The 13,950-nt window shown below is 58.7% G+C and carries 12 protein-coding genes; 5 read left to right on the top strand and 7 right to left on the bottom strand.

Going from position 1 to position 13,950, the window contains the following annotated elements; all coding sequences use genetic code 11:
* Positions 1–32: 32 nt before the first annotated feature.
* Complete coding sequence (locus QYQ93_RS17950; RefSeq protein ID WP_043051541.1) at positions 33–491, bottom strand: HIT family protein; 459 nt, start codon at positions 489–491, stop codon at positions 33–35.
* A 141-nt stretch (positions 492–632) separates the two neighbouring features.
* Here QYQ93_RS17950 and QYQ93_RS17955 point away from each other — a divergent pair, with 141 nt between their 5' ends.
* From QYQ93_RS17955 to QYQ93_RS17965, 3 genes are all read left to right on the top strand, one after another.
* Positions 633–1,292, top strand: coding sequence for a peptidase E (locus QYQ93_RS17955; RefSeq protein WP_043051530.1), 660 nt, complete (start codon positions 633–635; stop codon positions 1,290–1,292).
* A gap of 357 nt (positions 1,293–1,649) precedes the next feature.
* Positions 1,650–2,135, top strand: a complete 486-nt coding sequence (locus QYQ93_RS17960) for an Hcp family type VI secretion system effector (RefSeq protein ID WP_043051531.1) — start codon at positions 1,650–1,652, stop codon at positions 2,133–2,135.
* On the top strand, positions 2,132–2,845 hold the full coding sequence (locus QYQ93_RS17965) for a DUF4225 domain-containing protein (protein ID WP_080889136.1): 714 nt from the start codon (positions 2,132–2,134) through the stop codon (positions 2,843–2,845). The genes QYQ93_RS17960 and QYQ93_RS17965 overlap by 4 nt, the downstream gene beginning before the upstream one ends.
* A 377-nt stretch (positions 2,846–3,222) precedes the next feature.
* On the opposite strand, the gene cysS is transcribed toward QYQ93_RS17965, so the two are convergent.
* Both cysS and QYQ93_RS17975 read right to left on the bottom strand, forming a co-directional pair.
* On the bottom strand, positions 3,223–4,605 hold the full coding sequence (gene cysS / locus QYQ93_RS17970) for a cysteine--tRNA ligase (protein WP_043051533.1): 1,383 nt from the start codon (positions 4,603–4,605) through the stop codon (positions 3,223–3,225).
* Positions 4,606–4,626: 21 nt separating this feature from the next.
* Positions 4,627–6,327, bottom strand: a complete 1,701-nt coding sequence (locus QYQ93_RS17975) for a glutamine--tRNA ligase/YqeY domain fusion protein (protein WP_198720894.1) — start codon at positions 6,325–6,327, stop codon at positions 4,627–4,629.
* 261 nt (positions 6,328–6,588) lie between these two features.
* On the opposite strand from QYQ93_RS17975, the gene QYQ93_RS17980 reads away from it, so the two are divergent.
* The gene (locus tag QYQ93_RS17980) at positions 6,589–7,095 is read left to right on the top strand and encodes a peptidylprolyl isomerase (protein WP_124378471.1); all 507 of its coding nucleotides are present in this window, start codon (positions 6,589–6,591) and stop codon (positions 7,093–7,095) included.
* Entirely contained in the window at positions 7,092–7,841 is a 750-nt protein-coding gene (lpxH, locus tag QYQ93_RS17985; RefSeq protein WP_032880584.1) for a UDP-2,3-diacylglucosamine diphosphatase, read from the top strand. Before QYQ93_RS17980 ends, lpxH begins: the two co-directional genes overlap by 4 nt.
* Before the next feature lie 310 nt (positions 7,842–8,151).
* Here the strand turns inward: lpxH and QYQ93_RS17990 are convergent, their stop codons facing one another.
* Genes QYQ93_RS17990 through QYQ93_RS18005 form a run of 4 tightly spaced genes read right to left on the bottom strand, consistent with a single transcriptional unit; the run spans position 8,152 to position 12,817 of the window.
* Complete coding sequence (locus QYQ93_RS17990) at positions 8,152–9,681, bottom strand: DHA2 family efflux MFS transporter permease subunit (RefSeq protein WP_043051537.1); 1,530 nt, start codon at positions 9,679–9,681, stop codon at positions 8,152–8,154.
* Positions 9,681–10,880 (bottom strand): efflux RND transporter periplasmic adaptor subunit, encoded by a 1,200-nt coding sequence (locus QYQ93_RS17995; RefSeq protein ID WP_338475180.1) that lies wholly within the window; start codon positions 10,878–10,880, stop codon positions 9,681–9,683. Before QYQ93_RS17995 ends, QYQ93_RS17990 begins: the two co-directional genes overlap by 1 nt.
* A gap of 15 nt (positions 10,881–10,895) precedes the next feature.
* Positions 10,896–12,347, bottom strand: a complete 1,452-nt coding sequence (locus QYQ93_RS18000) for an efflux transporter outer membrane subunit (protein WP_043051539.1) — start codon at positions 12,345–12,347, stop codon at positions 10,896–10,898.
* On the bottom strand, positions 12,344–12,817 hold the full coding sequence (locus QYQ93_RS18005) for a MarR family winged helix-turn-helix transcriptional regulator (protein WP_043051540.1): 474 nt from the start codon (positions 12,815–12,817) through the stop codon (positions 12,344–12,346). The genes QYQ93_RS18000 and QYQ93_RS18005 overlap by 4 nt, the downstream gene beginning before the upstream one ends.
* Between the last annotated feature and the right edge of the window lie 1,133 nt (positions 12,818–13,950).

Here is a 13,950-nt window from a genome sequence, read left to right on the forward strand (position 1 = left end):
GGGAGCAAGCCCCCTCCCACATTGGAACTCTACTAGGCGAAAGACCGGATTCGCTCTGCCAGCTCAGCCAGTTCGGCATCATCCGCCCGCACATGATCGTGGGAAGAGATATAGCCCTCATAAGCCGCAAAAAACTTATCCACCTTCGAGCTCAACGGCTTGAACGTGCTGTCCTGCCCGGTCCCATGCATGGGAAACAACTTCGCATGCAAATGGTCCACCCCATACCCTTCCAGGATCATCCCCGTACGCGCCACATCGGGAAATGCGCGGTCGATCTGTTGTGCGGTTTTCTTTGCTGCGACCGCGAGCCCTGCCAACACTTCATCCGACTGCGCAAACGCATAGCTGCCGTAGTGCTGCTTGGGGATCACCACGCTGAAACCTGGTGTGTTGGGAAAGATCGACAGGAACGCCATATATTGGTCATCCTCCCACAGGATATGGGCCGGGGAGGTTTTGCGGACAATGCTGCAGAAAATACAATCCATTTGAATCACCGCCAGTTTCGTCTTGGGTTTGGTCGTGGCAACCATCTAAAGCCAGGATGGAATGAGCGTCAAACCCTACGGGCATTTTGGGAAATGTCCTAAGACCTGGGTATGCCCGCTGTGCTGAGACAGGAGTTCACCATGGATAAAAACATTATTGTCATCGGCGGCGAGTCCAGCGAAGACATGACGCGCATGACCCGCATCGACGAATATATCGTCGCTTCCTCGGGCAAAACCCAGCCCACGGTGCTCTATATCTCCACCGCCAATGGCGATGACCGTACGAAGATTGCCGACTTCACGCTCAAATACCAAGGCGCCGGCTGCACCGTTGTGCCATTGACGTTTTTCATTCCGCCTTTTCCAACCCCAGCTCATGTTGCCGCGCTGTTTGAACAGGCTGACATCATCTACGTGGCCGGCGGCAACACCCGAGCCTTGCTGGCCATCTGGCGTGAATTTGACGTGACCGCCCTTTTGAAGCAAGCCCAGGAACACGGCAAAGTGCTTTGCGGCGTCAGTGCCGGCGCCATCTGCTGGTTCGACCACGGGCATTCCGACTCAGGGGGCGTATATGCGCTGATCGACGGGCTGGGTTTTCTCCCTGGCGCGCTGTGCCCGCACTTCAGCTCAGAGGCGGGAAGAGAATCTTCGTTTGTTGAACTGGTTCGACTTAAAAACATACACCCCGCCTACGCGCTGGATGACGGAGTTGCCCTGCATTTCAAGAACGGTGAATACCATGCGACTGTCCATAACGACGCAGTTGGTAGTGCATCTAGCGAAACTGGAAAGTAGCAGGCGACTTCCGTCGCTCTATTCATTCGCACCATCGCAGCAAAACGCCCCGTTATACCGCAATGCCATTAAGTTAAGGCTTTTTGTAGGAGCGAGCTTGCTCGCGAAGAACTCTGGGCCACCGCGCTTATCGAGAATGAACGCGTTGCCTGGGCGTTTTTCGCGAGCAAGCTCGCTCCTACAGTGAATCACTTTCGCTTAACTGAACGACATTGCGGTATAACGGGGGCGTTTTTCTTCTCGCACAAAACCGAATAATCCTACATCCCGCTCGCACGATAAAAGGCGAAACATCCGATATTTCCTATTTACATTTTTCCGTATGTTTATGGTGAATAAATCAGGATACCAACGTCCATGGCTAATCACGGCTACATGTCCATTAACGGAAAATCTCAAGGCCTGATCTCGGCTGGCTGCTCAACTCAAGACTCCATCGGCAACAAGTGTCAGGAGGGGCACAGGGATGAAATCATGGTGATGTCCTTCAACCACAATATGCTCAACACCGGCAATGTCAGAGCTTCCACCCATGGTCCGGTGGTCATCACAAAAAACATTGATAAATCCTCGCCCTTGCTGGCCGTGGCGTTATCCAACAGAGAAGAACTGAACTGCGTCATCAACTTCTATCGAATTTCACAGTTTGGTCGGCACGAAAAATACTACACCGTCGATATAAGGGGCTGCATCATTGCCAGCCTGACCGTCGACGTTCCCCATTCCGTACTACTGAATGATGTAGACGCACAAGAACATCTGTCGATTCGTTATCGGGAAATTATCTGGACACATCACATCGCGGGGACCAGCGGCTATGGCTCATGGGAAACCGGGCAATGAAATCAAAGAACAAAAATCAAACACCGAGCTTTTATGACTTATGGGTCGTCAGCCAAGCCGCAGGCAACCTGACCAGCCAGGCTTGCACAATCAGCGCTCGTCATCTGCAGGACGGTGTTACTCGCTCGATATTCAATCGGGAAGTGGCCTATTACGCTCGTAGCATTGTTAATGATGTGGAGCAGGGGAAAAAGACGGTTGCAGAGGGGCTGATCGAGATAAAAAAAGAGCAGCGTAGTTTGCTGGATCAGTCAATAGCAATTGGGAGAAATGGAATCGGAGCCGTTGCGGGCGCGCTTCAAATAGCTACTGGTGCCGGAATTTGCTACGCATCGGTGGGCACTCTATGTCTCATTGCGGGTGTGCCGTTGATGGCGCATGGGGCTAATAATTTATATGAAGGTGGACGTAACCTAGTAACAGGAAGGTCCGACACCGTCGGCCCGGTTCGTACAGTATATCAAGCGGCTGCATCCGCCTTTGGTCACGGGGAGCGGGAAGCAAACATGGCCTACGGCGCTGTTGATATTGGGCTATCTATATACAGCACTGTAAGACATATATACAAACCAGATGCTTGGCGTTTATTTAGGTATCTAGATTCAGACCGGATAAGAGCCTATAAAACTATGACACCAACTTCGCTGGCAGCAGAGGCCGCAACAGATGCAATCACTTTAAGGCAATTACATGAAGAATCTAAAAAATGATTATCTTGGCTTTTCTAATACTTTCGCCACTAGGCTTATTATTCGCTTACAGCCTTAGAGTCATCTTCTCCGGCAAAAACCTTGGATATACCAAAATCTATATCAGCTTAGCAGTCAACATTTTCTTTATGATGACACATATGGAGATCGCTCAATTTGACAAATACTTATACTTCGGGACTCATCCAGAAATCATTGAAAACTACCCAGCCATTGGCTGGATAGCACTAACGTTCTTCATACTGCATGCACTCGCACTCCCAGTCAAACGGGACGTGAACTGGTGGTGGAAACGTTAATGGTGCACTGCTATTTCGCTTTAAAAAAAACCCCGAACCAGTCGGGGCGTTTTTTATTCAGCGTACAGCAACCAACCGTCAGTCAGCCAACCGCCACGTCGTCCCACCCTTCCCGTCTTCCAACACCACACCCATCGCGGTCAGTTGGTCACGGATACGGTCGGATTCCGCCCAGTCCTTGTTAGCCCGAGCAGCCAGACGCGCCTGAATCAACGCATCCACCTGCGCCGCATCCACACGCCCTTCAGCACCAGCCTGCAGAAAGTCATCGGCTTCCATCTGCAACACACCCAGTACGCTCGCCAGTTCTTTCAGGCGCGCCGCCAGACCCGCTGCCGCGTCGAGATCAGTCTCACGCAAGCGGTTGATCTCACGCACCATCTCGAACAGCACCGCGCAGGCTTCCGGCGTGCCGAAGTCGTCGTTCATGACTTCGGTAAAGCGTGCCACGAACGTTTCGCCACCAGCAGGTGCCACCGCTGGCAAGCCTTTCAACGCGTGGTAGAAACGCTCCAGGGCGCCCTTGGCGTCCTTGAGGTTGTCTTCCGAGTAGTTGATGGCGCTGCGGTAGTGGCTGGACACCAGCAGGTAACGCACCACTTCCGGGTGGTACTTTTCCAGCACGTCGCGGATGGTGAAGAAGTTGTTCAAGGACTTGGACATCTTCTCGCCATTGATGCGGATCATGCCGCAGTGCATCCAGGCGTTGGCGTAGGTCTTGCCGGTGGCGGCTTCGCTTTGGGCGATTTCGTTTTCGTGGTGCGGGAACTCAAGGTCGCTGCCACCGCCATGAATGTCGAAGGTCTCGCCCAGGCAGCAGGTGGACATCACCGAGCATTCGATGTGCCAGCCCGGACGCCCGGCGCCCCAGGGCGACTCCCAGCTTGGCTCGCCCGGCTTGGTGGCTTTCCACAGCACAAAGTCGAGCGGGTCCTGCTTGGCTTCGTCGACTTCGATACGTGCACCGATGCGCAGGTCTTCGATCTTTTTGCGCGACAGCTTGCCGTAGCCCATGAACTTGGCGACGCGGTAGTACACGTCACCATTGCCTGGGGCGTAGGCATAGCCCTTGTCGATCAAGGTCTGGATCATCGCGTGCATGCCAGGGATGTGGTCCGTGGCACGCGGCTCCATGTCCGGCTTGAGGATGTTGAGGCGCGCCTCGTCCTCGTGCATGGCGGCGATCATGCGCTCGGTCAGCGCGTCGAACGCCTCGCCGTTTTCGTTGGCGCGGTTGATGATCTTGTCGTCGATGTCGGTGATGTTGCGCACATAGGTCAGGTCGTAGCCGCTGAAACGCAACCAGCGGGTCACCAGGTCGAAGGCAACCATGCTGCGGCCGTGGCCGATGTGGCAGTAGTCGTACACGGTCATGCCGCACACGTACATGCGCACCTTGTTGCCATCCAGGGGCTTGAAGACTTCTTTGGTCTTGCTGAGCGTGTTGTAGATCGTTAGCACGATGTTTCCCTTAAGACTTAATCACTGGCCCCACGAATCTCGCAAGGTCACGGTACGGTTGAATACCGGAGCACCAGGTTTCGAGTCCTTGATATCCGCGCAGAAGTAACCTTCGCGCTCGAACTGGAAACGGTCTTCCGGCTGTGCGTCGCCAAGCGATGGCTCGGCACGACAACCAGTGAGCACTTGCAGGGAGTCAGGGTTGATGTTGTCGAGGAAGCTCGCGCTGTCTTCAGCCTTCTCGGGGTTCGGCGAGCGGAACAGGCGATCGTACAGACGCACTTCGCACTCGATGCTGGCGGCGGCCGGCACCCAGTGGACCACGCCCTTGACCTTGCGGCCTTCAGGGTTCTTGCCCAGGGTGTCGGGGTCGTAGGAGCAACGCAGCTCGACGATGTTGCCATCGGCGTCTTTGATCGCTTCGTCAGCGCGGATCACGTAGCTGCCGCGCAGGCGCACTTCGCCGTTCGGCTCCAGGCGCTTGTAGCCCTTGGGCGGCTCCTCCATGAAGTCATCGCGGTCGATGTAGATTTCGCGGGCGAATGGCAATTTGCGCACGCCCAGCTCTTCTTTCTGTGGGTGACGCGGCAGCTCGAGGTTCTCGACCTGGCCTTCCGGGTAGTTGGTGATCACGACTTTCAACGGGCGCAGCACGCACATGGCGCGGGGGGCGTTGGCGTCGAGGTCCTGGCGGATGCTGAACTCGAGCATGCCGTAGTCGACCACGCCGTCGGAACGGTTGGTGCCGACCATCTCACAGAAATTGCGGATCGACGCCGGGGTGTAGCCACGACGACGGAAGCCCGACAAGGTCGACATGCGTGGGTCGTCCCAGCCATGCACGTGCTTTTCATCCACCAGTTGCTTGAGCTTGCGCTTGCTGGTGATGGTGTAGTTGAGGTTCAGGCGGCTGAACTCGTACTGGCGCGGGTGCGCCGGCACCGGCAGGCTGTCCAGGAACCACTCGTACAGCGGGCGATGGCTTTCGAACTCCAGGGTGCAGATGGAGTGGGTGATGCCTTCGATGGCATCCGACTGACCGTGGGTAAAGTCGTAGTTGGGGTAGATGCACCACTTGTCACCGGTCTGGTGGTGGTGGGCATGGCGGATGCGGTACATGATCGGGTCGCGCAGGTTCATGTTTGGCGAGGCCATGTCGATCTTGGCGCGCAGCACGCGGGCACCGTCCGGGAACTCACCGGCGCGCATACGGTTGAACCAGTCCAGGTTCTCTTCCACCGAACGGTCGCGGAACGGGCTGTTCTTGCCCGGCTCGGTCAGCGTGCCACGGTACTCCTTGGCCTGCTCCGGGGTCAGGTCGTCCACATAGGCCTTGCCGGCCTTGATCAGCTCGACGGCCCAGTCGAACAACTGGTCGAAATACTTGGAGGCGTAGCGCACTTCACCGGACCACTCGAAGCCCAGCCACTTGATGTCACTTTCGATGGCGTCGATGTATTCCTGGTCTTCCTTGGCCGGGTTGGTGTCGTCGAAACGCAGGTGCGTGACGCCACCGAACTCCTGGGCCAGGCCGAAGTTCACACAGATCGACTTGGCGTGGCCGATGTGCAGGTAGCCGTTGGGCTCTGGCGGGAAGCGGGTGACGATCTGCGTGTGCTTGCCCGAATCCAGGTCCGCCTGGATGATCGGGCGCAGGAAGTTGACCGGGACGGCAGGTCCGGCCTTGGAATTCGAGGTAGGGTCGACAGTGGGCTTGCTCATAGGATCCTTGAACAGACAGGTTCGTGGCCGGGTCGGGCCAGATAAAACAAAGGGCTTATCATAGCCGAAGCTGTCAACCACCTGACAGAGCGCGGTCGAAAACTGCTGCTTTAATTGCTGCTTTAATGACAGGCGCGGTAAAAAACCACCTCGAAATTCCTGCAAGGCACGCTAAACTGCGCGTCTTGGCCCAAGTTTCGCCAAATCGGTCGTGGCGCCCAGGCGTCCAAACCCACGAATTCCCTGAAAAGAGTAGTGAACATGACTCAAGTCAAACTGACCACCAACCACGGTGACATCGTCATCGAGCTGAACGCCGAGAAAGCGCCGATCACCGTCGCCAACTTCATCGAATACGTGAAAGCCGGCCACTACGAAAACACCGTTTTCCACCGTGTCATCGGTAACTTCATGATCCAGGGCGGCGGTTTCGAGCCTGGCATGAAAGAAAAGAAAGACAAGCGCCCAAGCATCCAGAACGAAGCGGACAACGGCCTTTCCAACGACAAGTACACCGTCGCCATGGCCCGCACCATGGAGCCGCATTCGGCCTCCGCGCAGTTCTTCATCAACGTCGCCGACAACAGCTTCCTCAACCACAGCGGCAAGAATGTGCAGGGTTGGGGTTATGCGGTGTTCGGTAAAGTCACCCAAGGCACCGACGTTGTCGACAAGATCAAAGGCGTGTCCACCACCTCCAAGGCCGGTCACCAGGACGTTCCAGCAGACGACGTGATCATCGAGAAAGCCGAGATCATCGAAGCGTGATATTGCTGATTTCAGACTTGCATCTGGAAGAGGAACGCCCGGATATTACCCGGGCGTTTCTGGATCTGCTCCACGGCCGCGCCCGTGGCGCCCAGGCGTTGTACATTCTGGGGGACTTCTTTGAAGCCTGGATTGGCGACGATGGTATGACCCCCTTCCAGCGTTCCATCTGTGCGGCGTTGCGTGAACTGAGCGACAGCGGCACCCCGATTTTCATCATGCATGGCAACCGCGATTTCCTGATCGGCAAGGCGTTCTGCAAAGCGGCAGGCGCCACCTTGCTCAAGGACCCGAGTGTCGTGCAATTGTATGGCGAGCCTGTGCTACTGATGCACGGCGACAGCCTCTGCACCCGCGACCTTGGCTATATGAAGCTGCGGCGCATCCTGCGTAACCCGATTGTGTTGTTTATCCTGCGTCACCTGCCCTTGGGCACGCGCCACAAACTGGCGCGCAAGCTGCGCAGTGAAAGTTCTGCCCAAGTACGCATGAAGGCCAACGATATTGTCGATGTCACCCCCGAAGAAGTACCGCGGGTGATGCAGCAGTTCGGCGTGCACACCCTGGTCCACGGCCATACCCACCGCCCGGCGATCCACAAGTTGCAGATTGGCGACCAGGCGGCCAAGCGTATTGTACTGGGGGACTGGGACAAACAGGGCTGGGCGTTGCAGGTGGATGAGCAAGGCTTTCAACTGGCGGCGTTTGACTTCGTCAACCCGCAGTTGGCATTGCCTGGCGCCTGACTCTCAAACACCACTGGTCGAATGTGAACAGAGATTAAACTGTGGGAGGGGGCTTGCCCCCTCCCACAGTTTGATTGCATTTCAACCTTTGCTTTCAGTGGCCCGAGGCTGCTGGCCCCAACTCGGTGCAGGTAGTACCGGCACTGCCTGGCGCCTGACTCAAATACACCATCGATCCAATGTGGGAGGGGGCTTGCTCCCGATTGCAGTGGGTCAGTATCAGATGTGTTGACTGACCCACCGCCATCGGGGGCAAGTCGAATCGTCGCACCGCCCCTCCCACAGTTTGATTGCATTTCAGCCTTGGCTATCAGTGGCCCGAGGCTGCTGGCCCGGCCTTTGCGGTAAATGGCGGTTTGGCCAGCCACACCAGTAACATCAAGCCCATGAACATCCACCCCAGCAACGTGAAGTAATCCACGGTGGACATCATGTACGCCTGGCTGGTGAGGACTTGATCCAGTTGCGCGTACGCCTTCTGCCCCGCTCCACCGAGCGCCTGGATGGCATCACGGGTGGCCGAGTCGTAGGGGGTCATGCTCTCGCTCATGTAGGCGTGGTGCTGGTCGGCGCGGCGGATCCAGATCCAGGTGGTCAGCGACGCCGCGAAGCTGCCGCCCAAGGTACGCAGGAACGTCGCCAGCCCGGCGCCGTCGGCAATCTGGTGCGGCGGCAGGTCGGACATCAGGATGCTCAAGGTCGGCATGAAGAACAGCGCCACGCCGATGCCCATGAACAGCTGCACCATGGCGATGTGGGTGAAGTCCACTTCGTTGGTGAAGCCTGCGCGCATGAAGCAGCTCAAGCCAATCGCCAGAAATGCCAGGCCCGCCAGCAGGCGCAGGTCGAATTTGTGCGCGTACTTGCCCACGAATGGCGACATCAGCACCGGCAGAATGCCGATCGGCGCCACGGCCAGCCCGGCCCAGGTGGCGGTGTAGCCCATCTGGGTTTGCAGCCACTGCGGCAGGATCAGGTTGATGCCGAAGAAGCCCGCGTAACCGAGGATCAACACGATGGTGCCAATGCGGAAGTTACGGTGCGCGAACAGACGCAGGTTGACCACCGGGTGCTTGTCGGTCATTTCCCAGATGACAAACACCGCCAGGGCAATCACCGAGATCACCGCACCGATGATGATGAAGTTGGATTCGAACCAGTCCAGGTCATTGCCCTTGTCGAGAATGATCTGCAAGGCACCGACCCCGACGATCAGGCTCAGCAGCCCAACGTAGTCCATCGGCTGGTAACTGGTGACCACCGGGCGCTTTTTCAGCTGCGCACGCACCACCATCACCGCAAAGATGCCGATGGGCACGTTGATAAAGAAGATCCACGGCCAGCTGTAGCTGTCGGTGATCCAGCCGCCGAGGATCGGCCCGGCAATCGGCGCCACCACCGTGACCATCGCCAATAACGCCAGGGCCATGCCGCGCTTGGCGGGTGGGTAGACCGCGATCAACAGCGTCTGCGTCATCGGGTACAACGGCCCGGCGACCAAGCCTTGCAGCACCCGAAAGCCGATCAGCTCGGGCATCGAGGTGGAAATCCCGCAGAGGAACGACGCCAGCACAAACAGGATGGTCGCCCACAGGAACAGCTTCACCTCGCCGAAGCGTCGGCTCAACCAGCCGGTGAGCGGCAAGGCAATGGCGTTGCTCACCGCGAACGAAGTGATGACCCAGGTGCCCTGCTCCGAACTCACGCCCAGGTTGCCGGAAATGGTCGGCAACGCCACGTTGGCGATGGTGGTATCGAGCACCTGCATGAAGGTCGCCAGCGACAGGCCAATAGTGGCCATCAACAGGCTGGGTGGCGTGAACGAGGCGTTATTGCTCATCAGCGTTGCGCAGCCTTGGGAGCGGCGACGCTGTTGTCATGGATCAACTGATTGATCATGGCATCGGCCTCGGCCAACTGGCGCTCATACACGTTGGTGGTGAACGACGCCTTTTGCGGCGCCTGTTGCGCCAGCACGGGGCCGCTCTGGTCGTGCAGGTCCACATTCACCACAGTACTCAGGCCCACTCGCAGCGGGTGCTTGGCCAACTCTTCGGCGTTGATATGGATGCGCACCGGCACCCGTTGCACGATCTTGATCCAGTTACCGGTGGCGTTCTGCGCCGGCAACAGGGCGAATGCACTGCCGGTGCCGGCACCGAGGCTGTCGACAGTGCCGCTGTACTTCACGTCGCTGCCGTAGATGTCCGACTCGATATCCACCGGCTGGCCGATACGCATGTCGCGCAGTTGGGTTTCCTTGAAGTTGGCATCGATCCACAACTGATCCAGCGGGATCACCGCCATCAGCGCGGTGCCCGGCTGCACGCGCTGGCCCAGTTGCACGGTGCGCTTGGCCACATAACCGGTGACCGGCGCGATCAGGGTGCTGCGCGCATTGGCCAGGTACGCCTGGCGCAATTGCGCGGCGGCCGCTTGCACGTCGGGGTGCGACGAAATCACCGTGTCATCCACCAGGGCATTGGTGGTTTTCAGTTGTTGCTCGAGGTTGGTCAAGGCGTTCTTGGCGGCAGTCAGGCTGTCGCGGGCGTGGGACAGTTCTTCCTGGGAGATCGCGCCGCCCTGGGCCAGGGTCTTGCGCCGGTTGTAGTTGTCCTGGGCGGTTTGCACGTCGGCCTTCTGTGCATTGACCTGGGCTTTCATGCCATCGACGTTGCTGTACAAGCCGCGCACCTGACGCACGGTGCGGGCCAGGTTGGCCTGGGCACTTTGCAGGCCGACGGCAGCATCGTTGGGGTCGAAGTTGATCAGCACCTGGCCTTCATGGACCAGGTCGCCATCGTCGGCGCCGATGCTGACCACGGTGCCGGTGACCAGCGGGGTGATTTCCACCACGTTGCCGTTCACGTAGGCGTCGTCGGTGCTTTCATTGAAGCGCCCGTAGAACTCATACCACGCCCACACGCCCACCACACCAAGGATGACGATCAGCGCCAGGCCGATCAGCATGACTTTGCGTTTGCGTGGGTTGTTGTCTTTGGGTTGTTCAGTAGCGTTGTTGCTGTCGGCAGTGGCCATGACAAATACCTCAAATTATTCCGTGCGTGTAGCTGGGGTGGTCGCGGCCACATTGCTGGCGTTGTACCCGCCACCCAGGGCCTGCATCAGTTGAATCGACAGGTCGATCTGCGCCGCATTCAAGGTCGCCAGCTGACGCTGGGCCTGCAGCAATTGCTGCTCGATGCTGAGCACATCCAGGTAGTTGCCGATGCCTGAGCTGTAGCGTTGCACCCCGGTGTCGTAGGACTGCTGGGCGATGTCGGCGGCATGTTGCTGGGCCTGGATCTGCCGCCCGGTGTCGCGCAATTGCGAGAGGGTGGTGCCGATATCACCCAGGGCTTGCACCAGGGTCTTGTTGTACTGGGCCACGGCCAGGTCGTAATCGGCGTCGCGGGCGTCGAGGTCGGCACGCAGGCGGCCGCCGTCGAAGATCGGCAGGGAAATCGTCGGTGCAATGTTGAAAAAACGGCTGGCCGAACCGAACATCGCGTCCCCCAGCAACGACTCGGCCCCGGCGCTCGCGCTCAGGTTGAGGTTGGGGTAGAAGCGGGTCTTGCTCGCGTCGATGTTCTTGCTCGCCGCTTCTACTCGCCAACGTGCTGCGATCAGGTCGGGACGACGGCCGAGCAGCTCGGCGGGCAATACCGAAGGTACGGCGACGGCGCTGGGCTTGAGCACCGCGGGACGGGCCAACTCGCCACCCCGATCCGGGCCTTTGCCGAGCAACACCGCCAGGGCGATCTTGGCGCTTTGCAGTTGTTTTTCCGCATCGATCAGCTGCGACTGGGAGCTGGCTTCCAGGCTCTCGGTCTGCTGGTATTGATATTCACTGTCGATGCCTGAACTCAGGCGACGCTTGCTCAAGTCGAGCATCTGGCGGGTGCGCTTGAGGTCGTCGACCGCCAGGTCGCGCACGATATGCGCCTGGCCCAGGTCGCTGTAGGCCTTGGCCACGTTGGCGGCCAGGGTGAGGCGTGCGGCCTGTTGGTCGACTTCGGCGGCACGGGCCTCGCCCAGGGCGGCTTCCCAGGCGGCGCGCTGGCCGCCCCAGAGGTCGAAGTTGTAGTTGAAGCTGGCGCCGATGTTGCGCACCGTCGAGTACGCATCGCCCTGCCCGCGTGGGTCCTGGTCCTTGGCCAGGCGCGAACGGCTGACACCGGCGCTGGCATCCAGGGTTGGCATGCGCGCAGCGTTGGCGGCATAGGCAGCGGCTTCGGCCTGATGGGCACGGGCGTCGGCGACTTGCATGTCGGGGCTGTTTTGCAGGGCTTCGGCGATCAGGCTGTCGAGCTGTGGGTCGCCAAGGCTTTTCCACCAGTCGGCAGCCGGCCAGGCAGCGTTCGACAACGTCACGCCGCCGAGGGATTTACCGGTTTGCAGGGTATTGGCGTCGAGGCGCTGGCCTTGTGTGTCGAGACCGCTGTAATTGGCGCAACCGGCCAACGTCATCGCCGCCAGCACCAGGCTGAATGCGCGTGTGTTCATGATTTACCTACCCGCTGGATAGTGATGGGGTCACCCGCAGCGATGAGCATTTTCTTCAGGATTCGCTCCAGGGTCTCCAGCTCGCCCGCCTCGAGGACGCCGGCCAACTGGTTGAGGGCCTGGGCGCCAATGTGCGGGAGCATGTCCGCCAGGCGCTGGCCCTCGGCGGTCAGCACCAACTGCACCTGGCGCCGGTCCAGCTCGGAACGCTTACGGCTGAGCAGGTTTTTTTGTTCCAGTCGGTCGAGCATGCGCGTCATCGAGCCGCTGTCCAGGGACAGGTTGCGGCACAGCTCGGCCGGGGTATCGACGCCGAACTGGGCCATGATGATCAACACCTTGAACTGCGCGGCAGTGATGCCGTGGGGTTCCATATGGGTGTCGATGATGCGGTCCTTGAGAATCGCGGCGCGCCCCAGCAACAGGCCGAGGTGGCAGTTGTGGAAGTTATCGGGGGTGAAGTGAGGCATCGAAAGTCACCTTATTACTGCCTAGGCAGTGAATGTGTGACGAGATGTTACTGCTTAGGCAGCGAATGTCAAATGGAATTATTAGTTTGCTTGGTAGTTGGCTGAAGGCTGGATTGAAATGAAAACCAATGTGGGAGGGAGCGTGCTCCCGATTGCGGTGGGTCAGCTACAAGCAAGCTGACTGATATACCGCTATCGGGGGCAAGCCCCCTCTTATCAAACTTCAAATAAGCTACTGATTTTAAAGATTTAAAATTTAGTCTTAACGCCGGATATTTTGGCGGCGGCCCGGGATGCTGCGCGACGGCGCCACGTCGACGATGTGACCGGGTTGTTGGTTTGTTGGAGCGAGTACATATCCGTTGCTTAGGTAACGGCCACTATAGGTTCCGCCCTTACGGCGGCTCACTTTGCAAAAGCGGCAAAGTAAGCAAAACGCTCTTGCCCCACCACTCGGCACCTCGCCCGGGCTCGGTGTGCCCTCACTCCGGCTTGAATCCGTGGGCCGCCGTCATGGGCCCTCCTTGGCCCAGGACGGCTAACCCGGCGTCCTGCCGGGTTACCCACGGCTTCAAGCCTGCGTTCGGCCAGCGTGGTTTAACGGGGCGCCTGAGATCAAAAGCGACTCGCTGCGCATCGCAGATACGCTGGCGGCGCTTCTGCTTCTCTCGTAGGAGCGAGCTTGCTCGCGAAAAACTTGAGAACGCCGCGTTCTGTCTGGTTTCCCGCGTCATCGTTAACGACCTTCGCGGGCAAGCCCGCTCCCACAGGGGTACGCGCACGCTTCAACGATCAGGTCGGCTATAAGGCCGCCTCGCTGTGTTTTTGATCTCAGGCGCCCCGTTAAACCACGCTGGCCGGAATTCGACGGGGATTTGGGGGGTAAACCGGCAGGGATGCCGGTTTAGCCGCCCCGCGCCATGGATGGCGCGTGGCGGCGGCCCCCCAAATCAATGTCGGATTACGGGCACACCGAGCCTAGGCGAGGTGCCGAGTGGTGGGGCAAGAGCGTTTTGCTTACTTTTGCCTGGGCCGGCATTCCGGCTTTTCAAAAGTGAGCCGCTGTAAAAGCGGAACCATAAGTGGCCGTTGCCCAAATAACGGATATGTACCCAGGACGAAAACCAACATCC

It is taken from the genome of Pseudomonas khavaziana, assembly GCF_036704165.1.
GTDB lineage: Bacteria > Pseudomonadota > Gammaproteobacteria > Pseudomonadales > Pseudomonadaceae > Aquipseudomonas > Aquipseudomonas khavaziana.